Source organism: Pedobacter nototheniae, assembly GCF_032678625.1.
In the GTDB taxonomy this organism is placed as follows: domain Bacteria; phylum Bacteroidota; class Bacteroidia; order Sphingobacteriales; family Sphingobacteriaceae; genus Pedobacter; species Pedobacter nototheniae_A.
The window spans coordinates 88,847-107,991 of record NZ_JAVTSO010000001.1; the positions used below are offsets into that span (position 1 = coordinate 88,847).

Annotated in this window: 14 protein-coding genes; 5 read left to right on the plus strand and 9 right to left on the minus strand. The window is 36.2% G+C overall.

Annotated elements, in window-relative coordinates; all coding sequences use genetic code 11:
• Positions 1 to 305 precede the first annotated feature (305 nt).
• A complete protein-coding gene (locus R2Q77_RS00470) occupies positions 306 to 734 on the plus strand; it encodes a CBS domain-containing protein (protein ID WP_316801742.1) in 429 nt (142 codons plus the stop codon).
• A gap of 1 nt (position 735) precedes the next feature.
• On the opposite strand, the gene R2Q77_RS00475 is transcribed toward R2Q77_RS00470, so the two are convergent.
• From R2Q77_RS00475 to R2Q77_RS00485, 3 genes are all read right to left on the minus strand, one after another.
• Positions 736 to 2,184 (minus strand): M20/M25/M40 family metallo-hydrolase, encoded by a 1,449-nt coding sequence (locus R2Q77_RS00475; RefSeq protein WP_316801743.1) that lies wholly within the window; start codon positions 2,182 to 2,184, stop codon positions 736 to 738.
• 318 nt (positions 2,185 to 2,502) lie between these two features.
• The gene (locus R2Q77_RS00480) at positions 2,503 to 3,558 is read right to left on the minus strand and encodes a TerC/Alx family metal homeostasis membrane protein (protein ID WP_316801744.1); all 1,056 of its coding nucleotides are present in this window, start codon (positions 3,556 to 3,558) and stop codon (positions 2,503 to 2,505) included.
• A complete protein-coding gene (locus R2Q77_RS00485; protein ID WP_316801745.1) occupies positions 3,558 to 4,529 on the minus strand; it encodes a polyprenyl synthetase family protein in 972 nt (323 codons plus the stop codon). The genes R2Q77_RS00480 and R2Q77_RS00485 overlap by 1 nt, the downstream gene beginning before the upstream one ends.
• Positions 4,530 to 4,806: 277 nt before the next feature.
• Between R2Q77_RS00485 and R2Q77_RS00490 the strand changes: the two genes are divergently transcribed.
• Entirely contained in the window at positions 4,807 to 5,802 is a 996-nt protein-coding gene (locus tag R2Q77_RS00490; protein ID WP_316801746.1) for an alpha/beta hydrolase, read from the plus strand.
• Between the two features lie 7 nt (positions 5,803 to 5,809).
• Positions 5,810 to 6,292, plus strand: coding sequence for a hypothetical protein (locus tag R2Q77_RS00495; protein ID WP_316801747.1), 483 nt, complete (start codon positions 5,810 to 5,812; stop codon positions 6,290 to 6,292).
• Positions 6,293 to 6,314: 22 nt separating this feature from the next.
• On the opposite strand, the gene R2Q77_RS00500 is transcribed toward R2Q77_RS00495, so the two are convergent.
• The 6 genes from R2Q77_RS00500 to R2Q77_RS00525 all read right to left on the minus strand — a co-directional run bounded on the left by R2Q77_RS00500 (position 6,315) and on the right by R2Q77_RS00525 (position 15,259).
• Entirely contained in the window at positions 6,315 to 7,283 is a 969-nt protein-coding gene (locus R2Q77_RS00500; RefSeq protein WP_316801748.1) for a YpdA family putative bacillithiol disulfide reductase, read from the minus strand.
• A 77-nt stretch (positions 7,284 to 7,360) separates the two neighbouring features.
• On the minus strand, positions 7,361 to 8,776 hold the full coding sequence (locus tag R2Q77_RS00505; protein ID WP_316801749.1) for an MBL fold metallo-hydrolase: 1,416 nt from the start codon (positions 8,774 to 8,776) through the stop codon (positions 7,361 to 7,363).
• Between the two features lie 144 nt (positions 8,777 to 8,920).
• A complete protein-coding gene (locus tag R2Q77_RS00510) occupies positions 8,921 to 9,937 on the minus strand; it encodes a type I asparaginase (protein ID WP_316801750.1) in 1,017 nt (338 codons plus the stop codon).
• Positions 9,938 to 10,482: 545 nt separating this feature from the next.
• A complete protein-coding gene (locus R2Q77_RS00515; RefSeq protein ID WP_316801751.1) occupies positions 10,483 to 11,250 on the minus strand; it encodes a TatD family hydrolase in 768 nt (255 codons plus the stop codon).
• Between the two features lie 37 nt (positions 11,251 to 11,287).
• Positions 11,288 to 14,188, minus strand: a complete 2,901-nt coding sequence (uvrA, locus tag R2Q77_RS00520; RefSeq protein WP_316801752.1) for an excinuclease ABC subunit UvrA — start codon at positions 14,186 to 14,188, stop codon at positions 11,288 to 11,290.
• Positions 14,189 to 14,299: 111 nt separating this feature from the next.
• Positions 14,300 to 15,259: a hypothetical protein gene (locus R2Q77_RS00525; RefSeq protein ID WP_316801753.1), complete on the minus strand. Its 960-nt coding sequence runs from the start codon at positions 15,257 to 15,259 to the stop codon at positions 14,300 to 14,302.
• 557 nt (positions 15,260 to 15,816) lie between these two features.
• Between R2Q77_RS00525 and R2Q77_RS00530 the strand changes: the two genes are divergently transcribed.
• Both R2Q77_RS00530 and R2Q77_RS00535 read left to right on the plus strand, forming a co-directional pair.
• On the plus strand, positions 15,817 to 16,560 hold the full coding sequence (locus tag R2Q77_RS00530) for a helix-turn-helix transcriptional regulator (RefSeq protein ID WP_316801754.1): 744 nt from the start codon (positions 15,817 to 15,819) through the stop codon (positions 16,558 to 16,560).
• 147 nt (positions 16,561 to 16,707) lie between these two features.
• Positions 16,708 to 19,086: an outer membrane beta-barrel family protein gene (locus R2Q77_RS00535; protein ID WP_316801755.1), complete on the plus strand. Its 2,379-nt coding sequence runs from the start codon at positions 16,708 to 16,710 to the stop codon at positions 19,084 to 19,086.
• Positions 19,087 to 19,145 lie beyond the last annotated feature (59 nt).

Sequence of the window (19,145 nt, forward strand, 5' to 3'; positions counted from 1 at the left end):
TAACCAAAACAGAAAGCATAAAAAAAGCCTGTCATTGCTGATAGGCTTTAGTATTCTTGAAAAGTGGAAGCTTTCAAGAACGCTGCAAATATAGTCTTTTTAATCATTATTTCAAACAGCCTAATCGTGTTTGCACTTAAAAACATACAAAAACCTAATTTAGAATAAGTTGCATAACGACGATTTATTTAATTTTCCGCCAGCTTATCTATCCATAAAATCTTCTTTCAGCCCTAAACAAAAAAAAACAAAACTTTGATTTTCAGCTAATTATTAGCTAAATTAACATAACCAAATCTAAAGTTATGAAAACCGTTAAACAGTTACTGGATACCAAACAGGTTCAAATATTTTCTGTGTCAGAGCACATTTCTGTTCTGGATGCTTTAAAAGTAATGACCGAAAAAAACATCAGCGCTTTATTAGTTATGGAAACGAATCAGTTATCGGGCATTTTTACAGAGCGTGATTATGCAAGAAAAATTATTCTTCATGGCAAATCATCAAAAGATACCTTGATTAAGGAAGCCATGACTGCAAATCCGATCAGCATTAATTTAAGCGATACGATAGATTACTGCATGGAACTGATGACAGATAAGCACATCCGGCACTTACCTGTTGTTGAAAACAACGAAGTTAAAGGGATGGTATCGATCGGTGATGTGGTTAAATTTATCATCGCCGACCAGAAACAAACCATTTCGCAGCTGGAAAGTTATATTAGCGGATAGACTATTTCCATCTCCATTCGCCTGCAATAGTTAAGGGTTCTTTTAAATTTTGAGATTCTAAAAAGGCTTTTAATTCTTCATCTGTTTGTATACCAACCGGAATATTTGGTGTATTGGCTAAGGCATAGGCAAGCATGGCGCTATAACGAACGGTATTTTTTAATTCCTGTTCATCAACCAGTTTAAAACTATCTCCATCAGAGTGGTAATAAGGCCCTGAGTTATTTGGCAATTTACCTCCAAAACCACCGCCTGTCGGAATTCCTTCTAACATAAATGGCTGATGATCGCTATGCAGGCCTGCGCCAGCCTGGAACAAATTTTTAAAGCCCGTATCTATCTTAACGATATCCGTTCCCCAACTGATAAACAAATCTTTCATTTCAGCCCTTGAAGTTGAAAAACCCTTAGGATCATTGGTCATGTCGTAATTAAGCATAAACTTAACCTGGCCTAAAGTGCCCGCTTTTTTAGCCTGTTCGATATAAGCTTTTGAGCCCAGCAAACCTTGCTCTTCGCCCATAAATAGAACAAATTCTACTGTACGTTTTGTTTTAAGGTTTAATTTTTTGAAAGTACGGGCCATATCCATAATGGCGAATGAACCAATTCCATTGTCTATGGCTCCGGTTGCCAAATCCCAACTATCCAAATGGCCGCCAACAACAATTTTATCTTCCGGCATTTCGGTACCTTTAAAAGTGGCAATTACATTTCTGGCTTTAATCATTCCTGAAAAGTTAGTCATGGAAATACGCGCTTGCTGAGGCTGGGATTTCAGCTTTTCTTTAAGTGCCATACCTGCTTCCAAACCTATACACACGGCGGGGATTGAGATTAACTTACCGGTTACTGATGCTGTTCCGGTCAAAAGTACACCATCCTTCACTGTATTGATGATAATTACGCCTGTAGCACCATATTTGATTGCAATGGCCGTTTTTTCTGACCGGTGAAGAGATTTGGTTCCATCAGGAGAACCAGGCAGAACGCCCAAATAAATTAAGGCTATTTTACCCTTAAACTGTTCAGGATTAGCTTGGTAATCGCGCTCCAGACCATTGCCTGCATCAACAATACCTCCGCTTACATCGGCACTAACCGGAGAATGCGCAAGCGTAACTGCTTTTATCTTCACTAAACTGTTCTGATCTGCGCCTATTTCAACACTCAGCGTTTTTCTATTCCAGCTTTCTACTTCAAATGGCTGAAACCTAACTTCGCAGCCATAAGATTTTAACAGATCGTAAGCATATTTTTCTGCTCTTGCTCCGTTTGACGAACCGGTTAATCGATGGCCAATCGTTTCTGTTTCGAATCTTAATGTTTGGTAAGCCTTAGAATTTTTCTGAACATCAGCATTAATCTGGTTAAAAGCATTGCTGAAATTATCTTGTGCTTTTACAAATAAAGAGGTACAAATTAAGCCTGCGGCGAGTAGGTATTTCATAAAAAATAGTTTAATGGGGCTGAAAGTACAAATTTTAGCGCCTTAATTTTAGCTGTAACGGTTATTTTGCCTTAATCCAATGAAGATCATTACTCAGCGCATATTTTATCCTCGAGAGCAGAGATAAAAATTAGGCAGCAAAACAATTAATAAACGAGTCGTTATTTCGAAGTGCGGGCGATATTCTAAAAATCAATATGAATGATCAACATAAATACAGGGCATACCCTAAAAGCAATTGAGCATATTGCTCCGTTTCGCTTTGTTCCAGTTGCAACGAAAGTTGTTTTTGAAATTAGGCATTAAACATATGTGTTTTTATGCAACGTGTTTAGCTTTCTTTTTGGGGAAAACTAATGAAGCAACAATACTAATCACCAAAATGGCCAAAATGATAATTAAAGAATGTTCGGTTGTAAAACCCAATTTTTCTAAGTAGGTATGGCCAAGCATTTTAACACCTATAAAACTTAACAATACGGCCAATCCTGTTTTTAAGTAATGGAATTTATGGATAATATTTACCAGAAGGAAGAACATAGAGCGTAATCCCATAATGGCAAAAATATTAGAAAAGAATACGATGTATGGGTCTTTAGTTACCGCAAAAATAGCCGGTATAGAATCTACAGCAAATAATAAATCCGTAAATTCTACAATTAACAACACCAAAAACAAGGGTGTTACCATTCTCTTATGGTTAATTCGTACAAAGAAGTTTTTTCCTTCGTACTTGGGATGTATGGCAAAAATTTTTGAGGCCCATCTTACAACAGGGTGTTTTTCAGGATCAATCTTTTCATCTTCTTCTTTGCTAAAAAACATTCTAACCCCGGTAAATACGAGAAATGCACCAAACACATACAATATCCAGGCAAACTTGGTAATTAAGGCGGCCCCCACAAAAATAAAGATAAAACGCATAATAATAGCGCCTAAAATCCCCCAGAACAATACCCGGTGGTAGTATTTTTCTTCTACAGCAAAGGCCGAAAATATTAATACAATAACGAAGATATTATCAACAGAGAGTGCATATTCAATCACATAACCCGTTAAAAATTCAAGCCCAAGGTTTTGCTTGTAAATGGCTAAACTCTGGTCAAAATCATCCGGAATGAGTTTAATGTGATGCTGGTGCTTAGTTACGATTTCTTTGAGGTGAGCAAAATCTTTTATACCGTGCAGCTGGTGTCCTTCTGTAAGTAATAAATAGTAGAAACCCAAAGCCAGCGCTACCATTATTAAACTCATTATACCGGCTTGCTTTAAGCTTACTACATGCTCCTTTCTACTAAAAAGACCTAAATCCAAGGCCAATATTAATACAATAAATAAAAGGAACCCTATGCTGAAAATTAATTCGTTGCTCATTATTTTTTACGTTCTGTAGTATATAGTACAAGTTGTTCTAAACCTGTTCTTGCTTCTCCGGCTTCAAATTGGTGTAAAATATCAAATGCTTGTTGCTGGTATTCCAGCATTTTTTGGTTGGCATAATAAACACCTTCCTTCGCATTCACAAAATCAATAATCGTTTGTATCTTAACCGGGTCGTCCTGATGATTTTTAACCAGGTTAATGATCTTTTTCCGTTCAGTTTTTTCTGCTTTATTCAGCGCATAAATTAAAGGAAGGGTTACTTTCTTTTCTTTAATATCTATGCCCAGTGGCTTCCCTACATCATCCGTTCCAAAATCGAAAGTATCATCCTTGATCTGAAAAGCAATACCTACTTTTTCACCAAATAATCGCATTCTCTCAATCGTATCATCATCTGCACCCGAAGATGCAGCACCAGCAGCACAACAAGATGCAATTAATGATGCTGTTTTCTGCCGGATTACATCGAAATATAATTCCTCCGAAATATCCATTCTCCGTACCTTTTCTACCTGTAACAATTCGCCCTCGCTCATTTGCTTTACAGCCTCTGACACAATCTGTAACAAACGATGTTCATTATTGTTTACCGATAACAGCAAACCTTTTGCCAAAAGGTAATCGCCTACTAAAACAGCAATCTTATTTTTCCATAATGCATTAATCGAAAAGAAACCTCGACGCTCGTAAGCATTATCCACCACATCATCATGCACCAATGTTGCCGTATGCAAAAGTTCGACTAGGGCAGCGCCGCGATGGGTAGATTCAGTAATACCACCGCAAAGCTTCGCGGCAAAAAACACGAACATTGGCCGCATTTGTTTACCTTTTTGCTTAACAATATAATGGGTTATCCTATCCAGTAATGGTGCATCACTGTGCATAGATTCTTTAAAGGTTTTTTCAAACGCTTTAATATCGGCTGCAATGGGTGTTTTTATTTGATCTATTCCCGGCATTAATGGAAAAAATTTTGATTGCAAACTTAGGTTAATTTCCCATAAAAAGGTAATGTATATTCGTAATATTAAGGATTTGAAACGCAACAGCCATAATTGCCAATTTATTTGCGCCTGCAATTACGATGCCCTTGCTAATTATTCTCAACTTGTAGATCAATTGGTACGATTGTTTTAACAGGCAATTAAAAACGCTTCATCATACTCCTTCAATCCTTTAAAAAATTAGCTTTATCTATTTCAAAAGTTTACATTTAAATCAATTTAATTCGTACCAATGAAAAAACGCTATAAAATCCTGCTCGGTCTTTCGGTTCTTATTGTCGGCGCTTATTTTGCCGGTCCTAAACCCAAAAAACCACTATATAGCGAAACACCTGTTAAAGTTCCGGAACTCAAAGATCTTGAAAACTACGTACAATCAATAAACAGCCAGCATAAAATTAAACCTGGAAATGAAGCTGAAATTGTTTGGGCAGATTCTTCCCACCAACAAACTGAATATGCCATAGTATACCTTCATGGTTTTTCGGCATCTAAAACAGAAGGAAACCCGGTACATTTAAATCTTGCTAAAAAGTTAAAAGCAAATTTATACCTGGCCCGGCTTGCCGATCATGGAATTGATACCATTGCGCCCATGCAATATTTTACGGCAGACAGGCTTTGGGAAACCAGCAAACAGGCTTATGCTATTGGACAGAAACTAGGTAAAAAAGTAATTTTAGTAGGCACTTCTACTGGTGGAACTGTAGCGATTAAACTTGCTGCTACTTTTCCTGAGGTAAATAGTTTGATTTTAATTTCTCCGAATATTGCTATCAACGATAAAAATGCCTGGTTACTGAATGATCCCTGGGGATTGCAAATTGCAAGAAGGGTGACGGGAGGTGATGAACGTAAAGCTGAAGGCAAAACAGAAGAATATAAAAAATACTGGTATACAAACTATCGGTTAGAATCGGTAGTAGAATTGGAGGAACTTGTAGAAACAACGATGACCAAAAGTGTTTTTCAAAAAGTTAAACAACCGGTTTTGATGCTTTATTATTATAAAAATGAACTGGAGCAAGATCCTGTGGTGCGCATAGATGCGATGCTTAAAATGTATGATGAACTTGGAACAAGCCCGGATTTAAAGCATAAGGTTGCTATTCCTGGTGGAGCTAATCACGTTTTGGGTTCTTATATCACTTCCAAGGATTTACCATCAGTAGAAAAGGCTATGGAAAGTTTTGTCAGTAACCAACTGAAAATTCCGATACACAAATAACACCGCAATGCGTAAGTTTAAAATGCTCTTGACTGAATTACTTTGGATTGTAATTTCTGCCGCATTAGTCTTATCTGTTTTAGGCTTGGTACTTGGGAAAAGACTTTTTAAGAAAACGATTGATATCAATCTTTATGATACCTATTTTATTACAACAATCTGGGCTTTGTTAATTCCACTCTTTATTTTATGTTGTTTCGTTATCTATTATTTCAAGGAAAGAAAATATGGGTATCAAAGAAAAGGACAGGTTTTGTTTATCATTTTTACGGGATTGGGGATATTAATCTTTCTGTCCAGAATTAGTGGCTTACTATCAAATTTCTCAACAAGAGGCTGGACGGTTTATCCTTCATTAAACCCTATAAAAGAGATAAATAACAACTCATTCGACCTTTCGGATGTTATACTTATTTTTCAGACGATGATGGTATTGTTATTAATCAATATAGGTTATAAATGGGGAAAAGGCGTATCAAAAAACGCTTAATAAAAAACCAAAAATTAATTATCTACCGAACAATGTCTCCCACAATCATTTCAGCATGCACCCTTGAGTTTTCTATAAATAATTTATGGGTATCCATTCCACCACAAACAACACCTGCCAGGTACAAACCCTTAACATTGGTCTCCATGGTTTCCTCGTTATAGACCGGACAAAGATTTTGAGGCAAATCAATACCGAATTTTCTAAGCATATCAAAATCAGGCTGATATCCAGTCATGGCAATTACAAAATCATTTTTAATTGTTTGAATTCCTTCCGGTGTTTCTATATCTACCTCGCCTTCCCTGATTTCGAGCAGCGACGAATTGAAATGTGCAGTAACTTCACCTTCTTTAATCCGGTTTTGAATATCGGGACGAACCCAGTATTTTACATGAGGTCCAAGTTCGCCACTACGCACAATCATGGTTACGTTTGCACCCTTACGAAATGTTTCTAAGGCAGCATCAACGCCCGAATTATTTGCGCCTACAACCACAACATTTTGAAAAGCGTACAAATGTGGATCTTTATAATAATGGGTTACTTTTGGCAAATCCTCACCAGGAATATTCATTAACAACGGAACATCATAAAAACCTGTAGAAACAATTACGTGGCCTGCAGTATAATTTATTTTAGAAGTAGACACTTCAAAAATGCCAGCATCATTCTTTTTAACTGCATTTACCCTTTCGAATAAATTGATATTTAAATTAAATTTCTCTGCAACGCGACGATAATACTCTACTGCTTCGTTACGGTTAGGCTTGGGGCTTATGGTTACAAATGGCACACCTCCTATCTCTAACTTTTGAGAGGTAGAAAAGAAGGTCATGAATACAGGATAATTGTATAAACTGTTTACCAGGGCACCTTTTTCCACTATCACGTAAGTTAACCCGGCTTTTTGTGCCTCTATTGCACAAGCCATACCAATTGGTCCGGCACCGATAATTAATACGTCGTAATGATTTTTATGTTGAGACATTCAAATATTTTTTTTTATTCGCTACAAGATTGCTTTTCCCGAAAGGAGGAGATAAACGGTACCGCTCCATGGCGAAATCAGGAAACTTTCATTGCTTTACTTGGGCATGCAAAATCAGTCCTTTTTAAATTTGTATTTTTTATAGCACCATAACCACCAGCCACATCGATTACATTTTCTACCCCACGCGATTTTAAAATTGAAGCTGCAATCATAGAGCGGTAACCACCTGCACAATGAATGTAATAGGTTTCTTTAGGATTAATTTCACCTGTCCATTCATTAATATAATCCAATGGGCGGCTTAAAGTAAACTCCAAGTGTTCAGATTCGTACTCGCCGGGCTTACGAACATCAAGTGCTTTAACTTCAGCATTGTTAACTACTTGTTCAAATGCATCTGCGGAAATTGATTCAATGGTATCAATTTCTTTATTTGCGGATGTCCATCTTTCAAAACCACCTTCTAAATAACCAATGGTACTGTCGTAGCCTACGCGGCTTAAACGGGTAATGGTTTCCAGTTCCTTACCTTCATCCGTAATGAGTAAAATAGGTTGTTGTAAATCAGTAATTAAGGCGCCTACCCAAGGTGCAAATTGTCCGTTTAACCCAATGTTAATTGCGTTCGGAATAAAACCTTTAGCAAAAACCTGCGGATCGCGGGTATCAAGCATAATTGCACCGGTCTGGTTTGCCGTATCTTCGAACTCCTGAGGGGACAAAGCATTCAGTCCTTTTTCAAAAACTTCATCAAGACTTTCTACACCACCTTTATTAATGGCTGCATTTTTAGCAAAATATTGTGGCGGTGGTAAAATTCCATCTGTTACCTCTTCAATAAACTGCTCTTTGGTAACTGCTTTTAAAGCATAATTTACTTCTTTTTGATGCCCTAAAGTATCAAAAGTTTCTTTACTCATGCTTTTACCACAGGCTGAACCTGCACCATGCGCAGGATAAACGATTACATCATCAGCCAATGGCTTGATCTTTTCATTCAAAGAATCATATAGCATCCCTGCTAAATCCTCCATGGTTAAATTACCTTTTTGAGCTAAATCCGGTCGGCCAACGTCACCAATAAAAAGTGTGTCCCCACTAAAAATACAGTGGTCTTTACCATTTTCATCCGTTAATAAATAGGTTGTAGATTCTAATGTATGGCCTGGTGTATGAAGCGCTGTAATGGTTAAGGCTCCAATTTTAAACTGTTCGCCATCTTCAGCAATATGCGCCTTAAAAGCAGTTTTAGCCGTTGGACCGTAAACAATTTCTGCCCCCGATTTTTCGGCTAAATCAACATGGCCGGAAACAAAATCGGCATGAAAATGCGTTTCGAAGATATATTTTATGGTTGCATTGGCCTTATCAGCTTTCTTTAAATAAGTTGCAACCTCTCTAAGCGGATCTATAATTGCCGCCTCGCCGTTACTCTCAATGTAATAAGCAGCTTCTGCCAAACAACCTGTATATATTTGTTCTATTTTCATGTTAATAAGTATCAAGAAGCAAGCGCATTAAGTTGCAAGGCTGCTTTAAGCCTTAAAACCTACATCTTACACCTCCTTGTTAGCAAAAATAAGGCTAAATACTTACAACCGGAATGACTTTCGTCATAATTGCAGAAGTTTTACTTAATGGGTTAATTCTCCACGAAGTGATTGCTCCATCAGTTTACGACTCTTATCGTTTGATAAATTTAAACCCATTACAAACATTAGTTTGGTTACTGTAGCTTCAAAAGTCATATCATAGCCACTTAAAATGCCCATTTGTTGTAACTTTTTACTGGTCTCGTAACGCCCAAGTTGTACCGATCCTTTTTTGCACTGAGAAATATCCACGATGATTTTTCCACTTGAAATGGCATGTTGCAAACAATCTATAAACCAATCTGCAGTTGTGGTATTGCCCGAACCAAAGGTTTCCAGAACAATTGCATCCACTTCCGAATGGGTTATGGCTTTTACCGCCTGAGGTGTAATGCCGGGGTATAATTTCAGAACTCCGATATTTGAATTGAAGCTGGTATGTAATTTAAGTTCTTCGCCCGAATTTTTAAGTACAAAGTTTCGGTGAAACTCCAGGTGTACACCTGCTTCTGCAAGAATTGGGTAGTTTGGTGAACGGAAAGCTTCGAATTTTTCAGAATTGTATTTGATTGATCTGTTGCCTCTAAAAAGTTGTGAATCGAAATAAATACATACTTCCGGCACAAAAGATTTGCCTCCCTTTTTCATCGCTGCAATTTCGAGTGCAGTAATTAAATTTTCTTTTGCATCGGTCCTGATTTCCCCAATCGGCAATTGAGATCCGGTTAAAACAACGGGTTTATTTAGGTTTTCGAGCATAAAACTCAATGCGGAGGCTGTAAAAGCCATGGTATCAGAACCATGAAGAATTACAAAACCTTCATAATGATCGTACCGATCGTAAATCAACTGCGCAATGGTTTTCCAGATTTCCGGGTCCATGTTTGATGAATCAAGTACCGGATTAAAAGAGTGTACATCCAAATGATAATCCAACCGTTTAAGTTCAGGAACATTTTCTTTGATCTGTTCGAAGTTAAAAGGTACTAACGTTCCTTTAATTGGATCGTTAACCATACCGATTGTACCGCCGGTATAAATTATTAAAATTTTGGTCATTTGGTTGATGAAGGTTGCTCACCGCAAAGAAAGCAAAAATTTATAAATGATATAGCGATATTTCAAAATTCATAATAATAAACATATAAATAGATCATTATTTATTAAAACAATAACTAATTAACCTATATTTTAATAAAACACTAACAGAAGAACATAATCTATCCATTCGTCATTTCGAGCGCAGCTGAGAAATCTTTAAAAACCAACTTATAGATTTCTCCGTTACGTTGCACTCCAGTTGAAAGGACGACCTAAAAACTATAATAGAACTCAAGTAGTCAATTCGTCATTTCGAGCACAGCCGAGAAATCTTTATAAACCAACCTCAGGTTTCTCCGTTACGTTGCACTCATAATCTCATGCTGAATTTATTTTAACATCTTTTAATGGGAAAGACCCTGAAATAAATTCAGGGTGACGTACCAAATAGTCAATTCGTCATTTCGAGCGCAGCCGAGAAATCTTTAAAAATCAACCTATAGATTTCTCCGTTACGTTGCACTCCAGTTGAAAGGACGACCTAAAAACTATAATTAGATTTCCTATATCCCAAAAACCTTTTTAGAATTTTCGGTGGTGATAGTTGCGATTTCTTCTATCGAAGTATTATAAATATCAGCAAGTTTTTGGGCCACATAAATTAAATAGCTGCTTTCGTTGGGTTTACCACGAAAAGGAACTGGAGCCAGATAAGGAGAATCTGTTTCTAAAACCAGATTTTGTAACGGTACGCTGGCAAGTACAACATCCAAGCCTGCTTTTTTATAGGTAACAACACCACCTATACCTAAATAAAAATTTAAATCGATTGCTTGTTTAGCCTGTTGAAGATTACCGGTAAAGCAATGAAAAATTCCACGAAGTTTTTCATCACGTTCGCTTTCCAATAACTCAAAAACTTCATCAAAAGCTTCTCTGCAATGGATTACAATAGGCAAACCTAATTCTTTAGCCCAGTGAATTTGCTTACGAAAAGCATCCAGCTGAATGGCTAAAGTTGTTTTATCCCAGTATAAATCTATCCCTATCTCACCGATGGCATATATTTTACGCCCATCAATGCTTTTGTAAATTTCATCAAGTTGCGCTAAATAGCCTTCCTTAACATCACATGGATGAAGGCCAGCCATAGCAAAACAATTTTCAGGATATTTATTAACCAGGCCGTTAATCATCGCAATAGAAGCCACATCTACATTTGGCAAAAACAAACGGTTAACACTATTTTCAAAACAACGCTCCATTAGCTGAGCCTGCTTTTCTGCATCCTGTTCGTAGTAAATATGGGTATGTGTATCGGTAAAAATCATTTTTAATGTAGTGGTGATTTAAGATTACCCTAAACGGTTAATCTTTCTTTTTCTTCGATTTTTTTACTTCAGTTTTTTCAATTTCAGACGCTGAATTCCAGTCCATTTCTTTTTTCAAAAACTTTCCGGTTAAGCTAATTGGGTTCTGTATTAATCCTTCAGGTGTACCTTCAAATAAAATTCTTCCGCCACCTGCTCCACCTTCTTCTCCAAGATCAATTACCCAATCGGCCACTTTAACCACATCTAAATTATGTTCGATCACCAAAATGGTATTTCCTTTATCAACAAGTTCATTTAACACACCCAGTAAAACATTAATATCTTCGAAATGTAAACCTGTTGTCGGTTCATCAAGAATATAAAATGTTTTTCCAGTATCTTTTTTGGACAGTTCGGTTGCTAATTTTACGCGTTGTGCTTCTCCACCCGATAAAGTAACAGATGATTGCCCTAAAGTAATGTAGCCCAAACCAACATCTTTTAAGGTTTTAATTTTTCTGTAAATGATCGGGATGTTCTCGAAGAATATACAAGCATCTTCGATACTCATATCCAAAACATCACTAATTGATTTTCCACGGAAACGCACTTCAAGCGTTTCGCGGTTATATCTTTTGCCACCACATTCTTCACAAGGTACCTGTACATCAGGCAGGAAATTCATTTCAATTACTTTTAAACCTGCACCCTGGCAAGTTTCACAACGTCCTCCTTTAACATTAAAAGAGAAACGACCTGGTTTATAACCCCTGATTTTTGCCTCGGGCAATTGTACAAATAAGTTCCTGATGTCAGAGAAAACGCCTGTATAAGTTGAAGGGTTGGAGCGTGGGGTACGCCCAATGGGTGCCTGATCGATTTCAATTACTTTATCGATTTCCTTTAAACCACTAATTTTTTCGTACGGTAGTGGTTGTTTTTTTGCCCTGAAAAAATGGTGATTTAAAATCGGGTATAAAGTTTCAGTAATTAAGCTTGATTTTCCACTTCCTGAAACTCCGGTTACGGCAATAAATTTACCCAAAGGAAAATCTACAGAAACTTCTTTTAAATTATGTCCTGTAGCTTTAATAATAGATAATTTATGCCCGTTGCCTTTTCTCCTGGTTTTTGGGGTTTCAATTTTCTTCTTTCCGTTAAGATAGGCGGCAGTTAAAGTTTTCGATTTAAGAATATCTTTTGCGGTACCTTCTGCCACAACTGTTCCTCCATGAATACCTGCACCCGGGCCAATGTCAATTACCCAATCGGCTTCCAGAATCATATCTTTATCGTGCTCTACCACCAATACGGTATTGCCCAGATCACGAAGATTTTTCAATGCATTAATTAAGCGTTCGTTATCCCTTTGATGCAAACCAATACTTGGCTCATCCAGAATATACATCACGTTCATCAACTGGGAACCAATTTGGGTAGCCAAACGAATTCGCTGTGCTTCTCCTCCAGATAGTGTCCTGGCCGTTCTATCCAAGGTTAGATAAGTTAAGCCTACATCGGTTAAAAAACCAATACGGGCTTTGATCTCTTTTAAAATTTCTTTAGCTATAATGTTCTGACGTTCGGTTAAACGTTCATCTACATTTTCAAACCAACTTCTTAAATTGTTCACATCCATTGAGGCGAGGTCGAAAATATTCTTTCCATCTACCTTAAAATGCAAACTTTCTTTTTTTAGCCTTGCGCCATTACATTCGGGGCAAGTTTTTAATTTGCGGAAAGCTTCCATATCATCAACCGCACCTTCTCCCCTTTTTTCATTTTGTTCTTCCAGCATTTTAATAATGCCGTCAAAGGTTATATTGTAATTCTGAACATTCCATTTATTATACTCAACGGCTACATTGATTAAGTCATTTGAACCATTCAGGATAATATTAATCACTTCGTCGCCCAATTTTTCAATTGGTGTAGATAGCGAAAAGCTATATTTTTTTGCCAATGCTTTTAACACCTGAAACATCCAGGTGTCGCGGTATTCGCCCAATGGGGCCAAACCGCCATTTAAAATACTCAGTTTTGGATTGGGAATAACCGTTTCCTTATCTACAACGAAAATATAACCTAAGCCATCACAACGTTCGCAGGCACCATAAGGCGAATTAAACGAAAAACTATTGGGTTGCGGTTCATCATAAGAAATACCCGTTGTTGGGCACATTAAAAACTTACTAAAGTGGGCTACATGATTATCTTTATCACTGATTTTTATCACACCTTTCCCCATTTTCATGGCAATTTGTAAGGAATCTAACAGGCGTTTTTTATCTTTTTCATCTATTATCAGGCGATCAATCACAACTTCAATATCGTGAATTTTATATCGATCGACCTGCATTTTTGCGCTAATATCTTTAATTTCTCCATCAACGCGCACTTTAACATAACCCTGTTTACGGATTTGTTCAAAAAGTTCGCGGTAATGCCCTTTTCTACCTTTAACTACCGGAGCAAGAATGTTTACCGCTACGCCATTAAACTTGTTGAAAATATTTTGCAAAATCTGATCTTCGCTCATGCGCTCCATCTTCTCGCCTGTGTTGTAAGAATAGGCATCGGCAACGCGTGCGTAAAGCAAGCGCATAAAATCATAAATTTCGGTAATGGTACCTACTGTTGAGCGTGGGTTTTTACTGGTTGTTTTTTGCTCAATGGCAATAACCGGGCTTAAACCAGAAACTTTATCCACATCAGGGCGCTCCATACCGCCCATAAACTGGCGGCTATAGGCACTGAAAGTTTCCATATATCTGCGTTGCCCTTCTGCATATATGGTATCGAAAGCCAATGATGATTTCCCACTGCCACTTAAACCAGTAATTACAACCAGCTGGTTGCGTGGAAAACTTACATCAATATTTTTTAAATTATGTACCCTGGCACCGTAAACTTCAACATCTCTTTGCTCTCCAAGATCGACAGATTCTTTGCTCATATATATCAAAAAAGTTTGAAGAATCAGGCCTTAAAAATAAGCCAAATTCCAATCCGCAAAATTGCTAAAAATTTTATCAATCTGAAAGTCTAAACCAATCATTATTAAGGTTTAATTGTCATAATGTTTATGCCGGTTTCTAATAAATCCGGTTGACACGCCAAAACGCATATAACCATAATGATCTTTAAAATAAATATTATAGGGATCCTCTCCGTAATAACCCGCAGCAGCCATTAAAAACACATTATTCATGAAAGGAAAACTATAATTAAAATTTATTTCGGCATTTAAACGTTTCTTTAAATTGATGATATTTTTATTGGGTATATTATTTACCGCATAAGATACCTCAGTATTTAAACGCCATATTTCTTTCACAGTTTTTAGTTTCTCTTGATTTTTGTAATTCTTTTCAATTGGTCCATATTTCCGAAGTGAAAAGTTATGCAGTAAACGCGTAAAACCAAAATCATCTTTCAATGCGGGTTCATAGTTAAACCATTTGTACCATAAAAAACCTACACGCTGATTAACGGAATAATAATTCTCTTCTGCAGGGTTAATTAAATGCCCAAAACGATAAGAAAGGGTAAGGTAATTGGCATTAAAATTTCCTGTACGGGTATTTATTGTTCCATCCGGGTTTAGTGCTGCCACATCCTGCCCGTTAGAGTGATGTGTAAAATCCAGTTCCGCATATTCGTATCGGATCAGACTTTTATTTAAGCGCACATAAAATGCACCACCCAACCTAAAACTGGGTGTTCTTACACCTGCAGAAGCCTCATTTCTTACACGCGCCGTAAAATCAGGAATAATAGCAAAAGCAATGGGAAGTTTATAAGTCGCCAAAACCATGTAAGTGGTGGTAAGCCTGCCATTGAGCACATATTTAGAAGGCGCCCCTATTTCGCCGAAAGGAGAAGTATAGGCAAAATCTGCATTTTCTTTGTATAGGTTGATGTATTCTTTATTGGCGAGCTGCCTCGAGGATTTAAGCGAATCTAAATTTTGTGCATGCAAACACAAAGGGAAGATAAAAAACAAAAGTACAACGTATTTATTCATGAACAGATTAACGTTGTGTATCTCTTAACGGTTTTTTTTTAATAAAAAGTTATTGATTCCAGGTATCGGGATAAAATGAAAAATTATAATATCTATCGTAATTAACAACAATGTATTTACTTTAGCTCCTCAATCAAGCAGAGAAAATGGATAGCAAAGTTTTAATGGATTCGGTTTCGGTAATAAGTTTTGTTATTGATCTTATCTTTTTACTTTTTGTTGTATTTCTGTTAACTGTAAAAACAAATAACAAAATCAGAAACTGGCTGCTCGCTTTCTATCTGATTATTATAGCTTTTGACATTAGTGTATTTTTTTATTACAGATATATTACACTACCTCCAGAGCTTGAAATGCTAAGGGCAATTTGTTTTTCTTTCTTTAAAAATCCCTTGCTCTATCTGTATGTACTATCTTTAATTTATACTGATTTTCGGCTTAAGCCAAAACATTTAATACATATTTTACCCTTTTTATTATCGATATGTGTTCTTATTCCACGGTTTTTTCTTGCAAATAATCCTTCTCAAAGCTTGTTCCTGAAACACTTGAATGATATGCCCGAAGTAACCTTTTTAATGAACTTTATGCAAGCTCTGGGCATTATTTATATCATTGCCATCATTTTAACTATAAAAAAATATAAAGTATTGCTTTTAGAGAATTATGCCAGTAACATTTCCTTGTCCAATTATAAATGGTTAGTTCAGTTAGCCACTATAATTATTACTTTAACCTTAATTACTTTAGCTAAAGACATATTAAAGGTAACCAAGCACACAGAAATAGCCAATACATTAACTATTATTATGTTAATTGGTGGCTTAGGCTTTATCTTCTGGATTGTTTTAAATGCATTATATTTCCCTGATTTATTTAGAGGAATTGACACAAAACTGCAACCGGTAGAAACACTGATAGCGCGCATAAAAAATACTGACGCAATTTATTTAAATGCCGGACAGGAAGAAAAAATTAAAACACTTAAGGCCTATATGGATCAGGAAGAACCTTACCTTGAACCGTCTTTAACGGTACAGGGTTTGGCAAACCAAATGAAAATTCCAGTTCGTGATCTGTCTATATTAATTAATCATCACCTTAATCAACACTTTTTCGATTTTGTAAATGAGTATCGGATTAATAAATCCATGAAACTTTTAAAAGATCCTGCTAAAATTAAATTTACCATTCTTGAAATTTTGTATGAAGTTGGATTTAATTCAAAATCTTCTTTTAATACAGCTTTTAAAAAGTATACTGGCTATACCCCTACAGAATACAGAAATAACTCATTATAAACAACTTACAAAAAAGCCGTACACCTTGTAAAAAAGTCGAACGCTTTTTATTTAAAGAAATGCGTTCGAGTTTTATAAGTCGGTCGTAAATTCTCGCTTTCCGAGGCAACTTGCATCATATTAATTTTTTCATCTAAAAGAAAATTTATGAATCGAGTTATTGCAGTTATCTGTTTCATCTTTCCATTATCTGTTTTTGCACAAGTAAACCTAAAGGGAACAGTGCGAGATCATTTAAATCCAATTCCAGGAGCTACTATAATTATTACAGATCAACAGGGCAAAATGATAAATAGTACCATCACAAAAGATGACGGCTCTTTTGAAACTATTGTTAAAAGTGCTAATTATAAAATAAGAATTGGCTTTATTGGTTACGCCTACTGGGAGAAAGATATATCTCTGGATAAAAACACGGACTTAGGCATTATTATTTTAAAAGAAGTAACCCCCAGCCTGAAAGATGTGGTTATTGTTGGAAGAAAACAGATTATTGAACAAAAGGCCGACCGCATTGTATTTCATGTAGAAAATAGCATTGCTGCAACAGGCGGCGGTGCTACTGATGCTTTACGTGCTGCACCAGGTTTAAGCATACAAAACGGAACCATAAGCATGCTGGGCAAAGGCTCATCGCGAATACTGGTAAATGGCCGCCTAATTGAATTAACAGGACAAGACTTGATTAACTACTTAAATTCCATATCGGCAAGCGATATAAAAAATATAGAAATCATGAGCAACCCACCTGCAAAGTACGAGGCATTGGGAGATGGCGGGATTATCAATATTAACTTAAAAAAGGGTGCTGCCAATGCATGGAAAAGTACAACAACCTTATCCTACGACCAAAACAAGTATGCCGTTTACAGTTTAAGGAATAATTTTTTCTACAACAAGAATAAAGTTAAATTTTCCTTTAACGCCGGTGGTAAATTAGGAAACCTAAAAACAAGAGAGGATTTAGACACTTACTATCCAAATGGTTTGTGGGAATTAAATAGCACGGGCAAACAAAAGCAGGATAACCTATCAGGCGGTTTTACATTTGATTATGATGTTTCGCCAAATACAACTATTGGGGCTCAATATAATGGCAATTATAATAATCCTGATAGAAAAGACAACACAATTATAAAAATTGGCAATCAAAACCAAACGCTTGATTCTACATTGATAAACATTGGATTAAATGATTTACGGTCGGCAAACCATGCCTACAATGTCCATATTCTTACAAAATTAGATACTTCTGGAAGAAAGATTTCTTTTGACGCTGATTACTTCAGCTACAACTCAAAAATTGATAATAATTTTACGGCGACGACTTACGCTCCGGATCTGTCTTTTTTAAATGTTAATCAATCTGCCAGAAACTTATCAAACCAACAGATTAATAACTTAAGTATAAAAGTGGATATGGAGCATCCTTTAAAATTTGTAAACCTTAGTTATGGTGCAAAAATCAGCTTTACCAATAGTAACGGCAACATTCAATATTACGATACCATGAGTGGTAATCAGCTATTAGACCTAAACCGTTCTAATAACTTCAATTACAAGGAGGATAATCAAGCTATTTATTTAAATGGGGTTAAGGATTTTAACAGCCGTTTAAATATGCAAATCGGCTTGAGATTAGAAAACACCCAGACCAAAGGTTTTTCTGAAACACTGAATCAAAACAATAAAAATAATTATTTAAAGCTATTTCCAACCTTCTATCTGACTTACAAGAAAAACGACAACCACACTTTTTTATTCAATTACGGAAGAAGAATTAACAGACCGGGTTTTGAAGTCTTAAATCCGTTCCGTTCTTACCTCAACAGCAAAAGCTATTCGGAAGGAAATCCATTTTTACAACCTTCTTTTAATGATAATTTTGAATTTACACATGTATATAAAGGCAAATTGAGAACCAACGCTTTCTTTAATATTGTTAGTAATGGTTTTGGGGTGGTATTTACGGCTAACCCTGAAAACAATACACAAGTTGTAAGTAGGCAAAACTATTATAAAGAGTATTACTATGGTTTAGGCGAAACTTATTCGGCTAACCTGGGCTCATGGTGGCAAATACAAACCATGGCTTATCTTTTAGGATCAAATAGTAAATTTACCGACGCTTTAAATTCCTCACCAAATAATAGCCCTCAAGTATACTTAAGCACTAATAATACTTTTTCGATCGGTAAGTCTACCAAATTTCAAATTGATTACTTCTATAGTTCACCGTTTAAAAGAGGATTGTATACCTATGGAAATATGACTGGTTTAAATTTGGCGGTTAAACAAAATGTATTAGATAATAAGTTACAACTTGCCTTACTGGCTAATGATATCTTTAATACTTCTTATTTAAAAGATTACACTTCGGTTGTGAATGGCATAACACAAATCTATGACCAGAATAACAGCAACCGCTATTTTAGATTTTCACTTACCTACAGTTTCGGCAACAGTAAAATCAATGTTAAAGGACGAGATTTTGGCAATGATGATGAAAGGAAGAGGACTAATTAGCCATTAAATTATTCACATACACTGCAATTGTTTTTTCGGCTTATAATTGATAGATTTAT